This is a genomic window from Pseudomonas sp. 6D_7.1_Bac1 (assembly GCF_025465945.1).
Taxonomy (GTDB): Bacteria; Pseudomonadota; Gammaproteobacteria; order Pseudomonadales; family Pseudomonadaceae; genus Aquipseudomonas.
This window is the reverse complement of record NZ_JANLNW010000076.1, coordinates 1-9,430: the sequence shown is the minus strand read 5'-3', so window position 1 is coordinate 9,430 and position 9,430 is coordinate 1. Positions and strand designations below refer to the sequence as shown.

Annotated in this window: 10 protein-coding genes; 5 read left to right on the top strand and 5 right to left on the bottom strand. The window is 58.6% G+C overall.

The features are described from left to right. Positions 1-223: 223 nt before the first annotated feature. From NTD87_RS23415 to NTD87_RS23405, 3 genes are all read left to right on the top strand, one after another. Positions 224-493, top strand: coding sequence for a hypothetical protein (locus NTD87_RS23415; protein ID WP_262116573.1), 270 nt, complete (start codon positions 224-226; stop codon positions 491-493). Between the two features lie 232 nt (positions 494-725). After that, positions 726-1,895, top strand: a complete 1,170-nt coding sequence (locus NTD87_RS23410) for an aminotransferase class V-fold PLP-dependent enzyme (protein ID WP_262116572.1) — start codon at positions 726-728, stop codon at positions 1,893-1,895. Positions 1,896-1,953: 58 nt separating this feature from the next. Beyond that, the gene (locus NTD87_RS23405) at positions 1,954-3,762 is read left to right on the top strand and encodes an aminopeptidase P family protein (protein WP_262116571.1); all 1,809 of its coding nucleotides are present in this window, start codon (positions 1,954-1,956) and stop codon (positions 3,760-3,762) included. 15 nt (positions 3,763-3,777) lie between these two features. Here NTD87_RS23405 and NTD87_RS23400 read toward each other — a convergent pair whose 3' ends face one another. After that, positions 3,778-4,692: a LysR family transcriptional regulator gene (locus NTD87_RS23400; protein ID WP_262116570.1), complete on the bottom strand. Its 915-nt coding sequence runs from the start codon at positions 4,690-4,692 to the stop codon at positions 3,778-3,780. Positions 4,693-4,806: 114 nt separating this feature from the next. On the opposite strand from NTD87_RS23400, the gene NTD87_RS23395 reads away from it, so the two are divergent. After that, positions 4,807-5,805, top strand: a complete 999-nt coding sequence (locus NTD87_RS23395) for a zinc-dependent alcohol dehydrogenase family protein (protein ID WP_262116569.1) — start codon at positions 4,807-4,809, stop codon at positions 5,803-5,805. Here the strand turns inward: NTD87_RS23395 and NTD87_RS23390 are convergent. Together NTD87_RS23390 and NTD87_RS23385 are read right to left on the bottom strand one after the other, a co-directional pair. Then, positions 5,802-6,392: a 2-hydroxychromene-2-carboxylate isomerase gene (locus NTD87_RS23390; protein WP_262116568.1), complete on the bottom strand. Its 591-nt coding sequence runs from the start codon at positions 6,390-6,392 to the stop codon at positions 5,802-5,804. The two genes, NTD87_RS23395 and NTD87_RS23390, sit on opposite strands and share 4 nt — an antisense overlap. 35 nt (positions 6,393-6,427) lie before the next feature. After that, positions 6,428-7,168 carry an SDR family oxidoreductase gene (locus tag NTD87_RS23385; RefSeq protein ID WP_262116567.1) on the bottom strand — a complete coding sequence of 247 codons (741 nt, stop codon included), beginning with the start codon at positions 7,166-7,168 and terminating at the stop codon, positions 6,428-6,430. 91 nt (positions 7,169-7,259) lie between these two features. Between NTD87_RS23385 and NTD87_RS23380 the strand changes: the two genes are divergently transcribed. Further along, positions 7,260-7,829, top strand: coding sequence for a TetR/AcrR family transcriptional regulator (locus NTD87_RS23380; RefSeq protein ID WP_262116566.1), 570 nt, complete (start codon positions 7,260-7,262; stop codon positions 7,827-7,829). Positions 7,830-7,841: 12 nt separating this feature from the next. Here the strand turns inward: NTD87_RS23380 and NTD87_RS23375 are convergent, their stop codons facing one another. Together NTD87_RS23375 and rhtA are read right to left on the bottom strand one after the other, a co-directional pair. Beyond that, positions 7,842-8,123 (bottom strand): hypothetical protein, encoded by a 282-nt coding sequence (locus NTD87_RS23375; protein ID WP_262116565.1) that lies wholly within the window; start codon positions 8,121-8,123, stop codon positions 7,842-7,844. A 167-nt stretch (positions 8,124-8,290) separates the two neighbouring features. Next, positions 8,291-9,178: a threonine/homoserine exporter RhtA gene (gene rhtA, locus NTD87_RS23370; RefSeq protein WP_262116564.1), complete on the bottom strand. Its 888-nt coding sequence runs from the start codon at positions 9,176-9,178 to the stop codon at positions 8,291-8,293. Between the last annotated feature and the right edge of the window lie 252 nt (positions 9,179-9,430).

Here is a 9,430-nt window from a genome sequence, read left to right as displayed (position 1 = left end):
ATGGTTGTTCCCTTGGCAAATCCCGCAACGCAGCCTCGCGCACGTTGGCGCGCAACCCAAATGGGCCGCCGTCGCGGTCGTCACCAAACGTCAACAGACCCTAGTGAGCTGAATGGATTTTGCTGAGGTCGATAGCGACTATCGAGTGCGATGATTTTTGTCGCCTCAGGGGCGGGAGTAGCTTGTGTCCATTGTCCAGGACTCGCTCGCAGGAAGCCTCCCCATGAAGCATTTACTCGTCGTATCACTGTTGTTGGTTGCCTCGGTGCTCGCCGGCTGTGCCAGTCATCCTTCCCCGGAACTGCGTCCGTACACCGCCGAAGAAACCCGGGAGCTGGCGCTGGAGGCCTTGAGTCGTCGGGGTTTGTCGTTTGATGAATACCAGGCGAAAAAGGCCCAATTGCTCGGCCAGCCGCAAAAAGCTTTTGGTTTTGATCAGCATGGCGAAATGAACGCCGAGCGCGGAGGGCCTCTTCACGGCCACTCCAGCTAAGCGACTGTATCCAATGTTGCACGAGAGCTTTATCTGACTTGCGCTTCAACCCGGTGTCCGATGCCTGTTAAGCTCGACTTCAGGAGCGTTCCTACGCACTTTGAAATGAAGTCGTACTTCTTTAACGGCATCCGATCAGGTATTGCTGATTTACCGCAGTTTGTACACCACCTCCAGTGCGGCGCTTTCAGCAAATACACCTGATCCCGGAATAAGCTCTGCGAGTCTTTTTATGAATAAGCGTCCTTTGTATTTTGATTACGCCGCCACCACGCCGGTGGATGAGCGAGTCATTCAGGTCATGGTCGACTGTCTGGGGTTCAGCGGTAACTTTGGCAATCCGGCCTCCAGCTCCCACGCCTTTGGCCAGCAGGCCAGGCGTTCGGTCGAGCAGGCACGCCAGCAAGTCGCCGATCTGGTGGGTGCGCAAGCGCAGCAGATCGTCTGGACTTCCGGCGCCACCGAATCCAACAACCTCGCCCTCAAAGGCGTGGCCCAGGCCCGCGGTCAGTCCGGCGGGCACATCATCACCAGTCAGATCGAGCATAAGGCGATCCTCGATACCGCCAGGCAATTGCAGGATGCCGGGGTCGCCGTCACATATCTGGTGCCCGACGCCGAAGGCCTGATCACTGCGCAAGCGGTCAGCGAAGCACTGCGCGAGGACACCTTCCTGGTGTCGCTGATGCTGGTCAACAACGAGCTGGGCACGGTCAACGACATCCCTGCCATCGGTCAGCGGGTGCGTGAGCAGGGTGCGTTGTTTCACGTCGACGCTGCGCAGGGCGCGGGCAAGGTGGCGATCGATCTGGCTCAGTGGCCGGTGGATTTGATGTCATTTTCCGCGCACAAGATCTACGGTCCCAAGGGGATCGGCGCGCTCTACGTCGGCCCGCGCGCGCAGCAACGTTTGCAGGCACAGATCCATGGCGGCGGACACGAAGGCGGGTTGCGTTCCGGAACCCTGGCCACCCATCAGATCGCAGCCATGGGCGCAGCCTTTGCGCTGGCGGCGGAACACTTTGCTGAAGAGGCGACTACTATCACCCGGCTACGTGAGCGCTTGCTTGAGCAACTCAGCGGCATTACCGGTCTACGCTTGAACGGCAGCCCGACCCAACGCATTCCCCATACCCTGAGCCTGACCTTCAGTGAAGGCGAGTTCAATTCTCAGGCATTGAGTGCTTCGATCGCCTTTTCGGCGACGTCGGCCTGCAGCTCCGCGAGCAATGCGCCGTCCCATGTGCTGCTGGCCCTGGGGCTCGACGCGCGGACGGCAGGGCGGACCATTCGCTTGAGCCTCGGACGTTTCACCACCGAACAGGACATCGATCAGGCCGCACAATTGATCAAAGCAGCAATCGCCAGTGCACCGGCGTTCTGGGCTACCGCCCAACCCTGATGCGCAGACCAAAAGTCAGCGCCCTAAAACAAAATAAAAGTGGTTAGCAGGAGACATGATGAGTACGCAGCCTTTGACCCAAGGAACGGTTCCCCAGCGCCTGGCGCGCACCCGTGAGCTGATGAGCCGCGAGGGCATCCACGCCTTGCTGGTGCCGTCGGCCGATCCGCATTTGTCGGAATACCTGCCGGGCTACTGGCAGGGGCGTCAGTGGCTGTCGGGCTTTCATGGCTCGGTCGGCACGCTGATCGTCACTCAGGACTTTGCTGGCGTTTGGGCCGACAGTCGCTATTGGGAACAGGCGACCAAGGAGCTCAAGGGCAGCGGCATCGAGTTGGTGAAACTGCAGCCCGGCCAACCCGGCCCGTTGGACTGGCTGGCCGAACAAACGCCGGAAGCCGGTGTGGTCGCGGTCGACGGCGCTGTGATGGCCGTGGCATCGGCCCGCTCACTGAGCAGCAAACTTGAGGAGCATGGCGCACGGCTGCGTACCGATATCGATCTGTTGAGCGAAGTCTGGGGCGATCGCCCGAGTCTGCCGAATCAACCGATCTATCAGCACTTACCGCCGCAGGCCACCGTCAGCCGTGGCGAAAAACTCGCCAAGCTGCGTGAAAGCCTGAAAGCACGTGGTGCCGATTGGCACTTCATTGCCACCCTCGACGACATCGCCTGGCTGTTCAACCTGCGCGGCGGCGACGTGTCGTTCAACCCGGTGTTCGTGTCCTTCGCCCTGATCAGTCAACAGCAGGCAACCTTGTTTGTCGCGCTGAGCAAGGTCGATGCGCCACTGCGTGCGATCCTCGAACAGGACGGCGTGACCCTGCGCGATTACAGCGAAGTGGCCTCGGCGCTGGCTGCCGTGCCGAACGGTGCGAGCCTGCAAGTCGATCCGGCGCGGGTGACTGCCGGTCTGCTGGATAACCTCGGCGCTGGCGTGAAGCTGATTGAAGGTCTGAACCCGACCACCCTGGCCAAGTCGCAGAAAAGCCTCGCCGATGTCGAACACATCCGTCAGGCGATGGAGCAGGACGGTGCGGCGCTGTGCGAGTTTTTCACCTGGTTGGATAGCGTACTGGGTCGCGAACGCATCACCGAGCTGACCATCGACGAGCACCTGACCGCTGCCCGTACCCGTCGTCCGGGTTATGTGTCGCTGAGCTTTAACACCATTGCCGCGTTCAACGCCAACGGCGCGATGCCGCACTACCACGCCACCGAGGAAGAGCACGCGGTGATTGAAGGTGACGGCCTGCTGCTGATCGACTCCGGCGGCCAGTACCTGGGCGGTACCACCGACATTACGCGGATGGTGCCGGTGGGCACGCCGACCGCAGAGCAGAAGCGCGATTGCACGCGCGTGCTCAAGGGTGTGATTGCCTTGTCTCGTGCGCAGTTCCCGCGTGGCATTCTCTCGCCGTTGCTCGACGCCATCGCGCGTGCACCGATCTGGGCTGAAAGCGTCGACTATGGTCATGGCACCGGGCATGGCGTCGGCTACTTCCTGAACGTTCATGAAGGCCCGCAAGTGATTGCCTATCAAGCCGCGCCAGCACCGCAAACCGCGATGCAGCCAGGGATGATCACCTCGATTGAGCCGGGCACTTATCGTCCGGGGCGTTGGGGGGTGCGGATCGAGAACCTTGCGTTGAACCGCGAGGCGGGCAGCAGTGAATTCGGTGAGTTCCTCAAATTCGAAACCCTGACCTTGTGCCCGATCGACACTCGCTGCCTGGAGCCTGCATTGCTGACCCAGGATGAGCGCGAGTGGTTCAACGCTTACCACGCACAAGTTCGTGAACGTTTGAGCCCGTTGCTCGACGGCGCCGCGCTGGCGTGGTTGAACACCCGAACCGCGGCGATCTGAGTTGGCGCTGCGCCGTCAGTCTTCGGACGGCGGCGCAAGCTCCGGCGCGCGGGCGAGTGCTTCGCTCATGTAGTCGACGAAGGCTTTGACCCTGGCCGACTGGCGACGATTGGCCGGGGACACCGCATGAATTGGCAACGCTTGTGCGCAGTAATCCTGCAAAATCGCGGTCACCCGACCGGCCTGCAAATCCTCGCTGAACAACCACACCGGCGATAGCGCAATACCCAGCCCGCCCAACACCATCTCGCGTATGGCCTCCGAACTGTTGCTCTGGGCGTTGCCTTTGATCCGCACGCTGTGACGCTGAGTGTTTTTCTCGTAGTTCCACTGATTCTGGCTGCTCAGCAGGTTGAACAGCAGGCAGTTATGCTGGCTCAGCTCTTCAGGTGTTTGCGGTCGGCCATGCCGAGCCAGGTAGTCGGGACTGGCGACGGTCACTCGATGCGTGGTGCCAATCTGGCGAGCTATCAAGCCGCTATCACTCAACTCGCCGATGCGTAACGTGACATCCAAGCCTTCGCTGACCAGGTCCATATTCTGATCGCTGAGTTGTAAATCGATTTCTACGTCTGGGTAGCGCTCAAGGAAATCCGGCAGCCGGGCGGCAACCTGCAAACGCCCGAAACTGACGGAGGAGCCAACCCGCAAAGACCCAGCGACCGCTTCCCGTCCAGACTGGAAGCTGTGTTCGGCCGCGTCGACTGCCGCAAGAATCTGTCGGCATTCATTGTAGTAACGCTGGCCTTCGTCGGTCAGTGAGAGCTGGCGGGTACTGCGAGTAATCAGCTTGCCGCCGAGCTCGGTTTCCAGTGCCCGGAGGATTTTGCTGATGGTCGGTTGGCTGGTCTGCAGCTCCCGAGCGACAGCAGAAAAACTGCCGCGCTCGACCACTCTTACGAAAACCGCCATTGCATTGAGTTTGTCCACGGGTTTTCTCATTGATGCCTAATGGGCATGGTGACTATAACTATATAGCGTCTTATCGGCATGAGTTGGCGGGCGGATGATCAACGCAACTCTCCACTGACATGAGATTGCGAAATGACTGACTCACTTGAAATGCTCGCCCTGATCGTCGACTCGGCCAATGCACCGTTTCGTTTGACCTCTATCCCAAAGCCTGTGCCTGAAGCCGGGCAGGTGTTGGTCAGAATTGTTGCCAGTGGGGTGAACCCACTGGACGGAAAAATCCGTGCCGGGCAGGCGGCTCACGCAAGTCAGCCATTGCCGACGGTGTTGGGTATGGATCTGGCAGGGATTGTCGAAGCGCTCGGCGCCGGAGTCAGTGATTGGCAGGTTGGCGATGAGGTGTATGGCATGGCGACCGGGATTGGCGGTCAACAGGGTTCACTGGCGCAGTTCGCCGTTGTTGATGCACGGCTGCTGGCGCGCAAACCGGCGAATTTGAGCATGACTGAGGCGGCAGGGCTGCCGTTGGTACTGATTACTGCGTGGGAGGGATTGGTGGATCGCGCCCGGGTTCAGCCTGGCCACAAGGTGTTGATTCACGGTGGTGCCGGCGGTGTCGGGCATGTGGCGGTGCAGTTGGCTCGTGCGCTCGGTGCCGAGGTATTCGCCACAGGGTCGGCCAGGCAGCAGGCAATTATCGAAAGCTTCGGTGCGACCTTTATCGACTATCGCCAGCAGTCGGTTGAACAGTATGTGGAGCAACATACGGCGGGGGAGGGTTTCGATATTGTTTACGACACGGTCGGCGGCGAGACGCTGGATGCGTCGTTCAAGGCTATGCGCATTTATCAGGGGCACGTGGTGAGCTGTCTCGGTTGGGGGCAGCACAGTCTGGCGCCATTGTCGTTTCGTGCGGCAAGCTATTCCGGGGTATTCTCATTACTGCCCTTGCTGACAGGCAAAGGTCGCGAGCATCACGGACAGATTCTCGGTGAGGCGGCGAAGCTGATTGAAGCAGGATTGCTGAAACCCTTGCTCGATCCTCGGCGGTTCACGCTGCAAACCGCTGAGGCTGCCTATGACCTGCAAACCTCGGGTGAGGCGCAGGGCAGACTGGTTATCGATATCTAATTCAAGGCCTCGCGGACAAAGTCCAGGCGATCCTGGCCGAAGAACATCTGGTTATCGACAAACATGCTCGGTGCACCGAATACACCGCGTTGTATCGCTTGCTCGGTTTTGTCCTTGAGTGCTGCTTTGACTTCCTCATCGGCGGTCAAGGCCAGCACTTCGTTGGGATCGAAGCCGTGTTCGGCCAGCACTGCGGCGACGGTCGCCGGGTCGTTGAGGTTACGGCCATCAACCCAGAGCGCACGGAACAGACAGTCGATAAAGTCGACGAAGCGCGCGGGGTGCCGCAGTTGCATGCCGGTGACGGCGCGCATCAGCAGAAGGGTATTGATGGGAAAATGCGGGTTGAGCCTGAACGGGACGCCGTAGCGTTTGGCGTAACGATCCAGGTCCAGGAACATGTAATGACCCTTGGCCGGGATCTCTGCCGGTGAGGCGTTGCCGGTGGCTTTGAATACGCCACCCAGCAACATTGGTTGGTAGATGAGTTGGCTCCCGCTTTGCTCACAGATTTTCGGCAGTTGGGTGTAGGCCAGGTAAGTGGCAGGGCTGCCGAGGTCGAAGAAGAACTCTACGCGTTTGCTCATGTTCGATACGCTCTGATTATTGTTATGGGGAGGGCTTACCAGCGTTCACTCCAGGGCCGCAGATCCAGCTCGAAGGTCCAGGCGTCGCGCGGCTGACTGTGCAGGTACCAGTAGTTCTCGGCGATGTGTTCGGGATTGAGAATCCCGTCCTGCTCCTTGAGTGCATACTTTTCCGGGAAACTATCGCGGATGAAGTCGGTATCGATGGCTCCATCGACCACCACGTGAGCGACATGGATGTTCATTGGGCCCAGTTCCCGTGCCATGCTTTGGGCCAGGGCGCGGATGCCATGCTTGGCACCGGCGAACGCCGCAAAACCAGCGGCACCGCGCATGCCGGCGGTAGCTCCGGTGAACAGGATGGTGCCGCGTTGTCGGGTTGCCATGCGCTTGGCCACTTCACGGGCGTTGAGAAATCCAGAGAAGCAGGCCATTTCCCAGATCTTGAAATACTTGCGTGCGGTCTCTTCAAGAATGCTGCACGGCACATTGGCGCCGATGTTGAAGACGAAGGCCTCGATCGGGCCGATCTGGCTTTCGATCTGTTCAACCAGTGCAATCACATCCTCTTCCTTGCGCGCATCGCACGCAAAGCCGTGGGCTTCACCGCCTCTGGCATGAATGGCATCGACCAGTGGCTGCAACTTGTCCGCGCTTCGACGAGTGACGCAGGCAACAAAGCCTTCCTGTGCGAAACGCTTGGCAATTGCCCCGCCGGTGGCATCGCCAGCACCGACAACCAGTACGACTTTCTTGTTATTGATAGCTTTGGTCATAGTCATCGCTCTTTGCTAAACGGTCGTTAACCAAACGAACGTTATGCTACGATCCTGAATACGTCAAGGCGATGGGTTCTCGGGAGAAGCGATGCGATATTCAGCCAGTCACAAGCTGGAAACCAGGCAGAAATTGCTGGAAAGCAGCTCAGTGTCAGCCAAGAAAGAAGGCTTTTGCACGGTGGGTGTCGACGGCTTGATGAAAGCCATAGGGCTCAGCGGCGGCGCGTTCTACAGCCACTTTTCCTCGAAAGATGAACTCTTCAGTTCGATCGTCGAGCGGGAGCTGTGTCAGAGCCTTGAGCGATTGAGCGGTAATGGCGAACTGAGTCGAGTCAGGTTGGACCGTTGTCTCAAGCATTACCTGAGCATGGCGCATGTCGAGCATCCCGAGTCCGGATGTGCGCTGCCGGCACTTGGCGCCGAGATCGCTCGCTCCGACATTTCGGTGCGCCAGCAAGCTGAGCAGTGGATCTGCCGGCTGCAGGAAAGTTGGGCACGGATCCTGGAGAGTGACAGCCTGGCCTGGGCCATTCTGTCTCAGTGCATTGGCGCATTGGTGGTCGCACGAATGTTGGTGAGTCCGGATGTTCAGCGCACCGTATTGCAATCCAGCTACGAAGAAATCGGCCGCCAGATTGCCGGTCAAAGCACTGACTGAGATGGCGTCAGGCTATTTGCAGATAATGATCATGCTACGGCTGGTATAGCCGGCGGGGTTGATGCCAAACGGATAGTCACCCGGGTCTTCCACCGCGTCTCCGGATTTGGCAATCACCTTGTAGCCGTTGGGGCCGCATGAGTCGGCTGCACTCGTGTAGCACTTGTCCCAGGAAGACGAGAGGCCTGAACAGTTGATATGCAGACCTTTTTTCCCGCGCTTGACCTCTGTCTTGGAAGTCGCAGCGCAACCGGCGATGGTCAGTACAACAAGCAATACCAAAAATCGTTTCATTCCCATCCTTATTGCGGTCTCGGGTCTGATGCCCGAGTCTGGCAGCATGCGCTTTCGTTTTTATCGTTAGTGATATCCCTATCCGAAAAAATCCATGGCTGACATTGAGTTGCGGCTAAACATGGCTCAATTGAGCGGCAAATACCAGACCTTCGTAAAAACGTGTATCAATCTACTGCCACCAAGGGCCTGGATTCACTGCGCATGGTCATGGTCGCACCTACGGACGCCAGAATGATGCAGATGATGGCCATCCACTGTGCCAGGGACAAGTATTCGTGCAGAAACAGCAGCCCGGATAATGCGCCAAACGCGGGTTCAATGCTCATCAGTGTTCCGAACGTCCGTGTCGGCATCCGGGTGAGGGCGACCATCTCAAGGGTGTACGGAAGGGCGGTGGACAGAATGGCAACACCGATCGCGATGGGGATCAGTGAAGGTGTGAGCAGCGCGGCTCCGGCGTGGACGATGCCAATAGGCGCAACGAAGAGTGCAGCAATCATCACACCTAATGCGGCGGTCTGGACGCCGTTGTCTGCGCCGGCCTTCTGGCCAAACAGAATGTACAGCGCCCAACATACCCCGGCGCCCAGCGCGTAACCGGCGCCTATAAGATCAATGCTCGTGTTTGCTGCGTCTGTAGGTATAAGCAGCAACAAGCCGATGATGGCCAGACCGATCCACAGAAAATCGATCGCCCTGCGTGAGGCATAGATGGCCACTGCCAGCGGGCCTGTGAACTCGAGAGCAACGGCAATTCCGAGCGGGACGCTCCTCAGCGACATATAGAAGAGAAAGTTCATGCCGCCCAGCGCCATGCCGTAGACGATGACGGTGCGTAATGACTTGGCAGTGAGCTTGGCGTTCCAGGGGCGTAGCAGCAGTAGCATGATCGCGCTGGCGAAAATCAATCGCAGGGTGGTTGTCCCTTGTGCACCCACTATAGGGAACATGCTTTTTGCCAGGGAAGCCCCAGACTGTATTGACGCCATGGCTATTAATAGCAGGCCAACCGGGAACAGCGTCGATGCAAGGTTGCGGGGTTGGTCATTCATCGCGTGGTGTCGTCCGAGGTGAGAGTCGATAAGGTGTGCGTGTGGCACATCATGCTTAACTAACAGAGGTTGAGCAATATACTGCGCACCCGTTGTCAGTGCTTCTGTATATAGGCCGTAATGAGTGCTGTTTTTCAACTTCTGATAGATAAACTGAATTAGGGGTTGACGGCAGATTCTGGAAGTCTATAATTCGCCCCACTTCCGGCGCAGTCGAAACGGAAAACTCCTTGGTAAACAAAGAGTTACGCG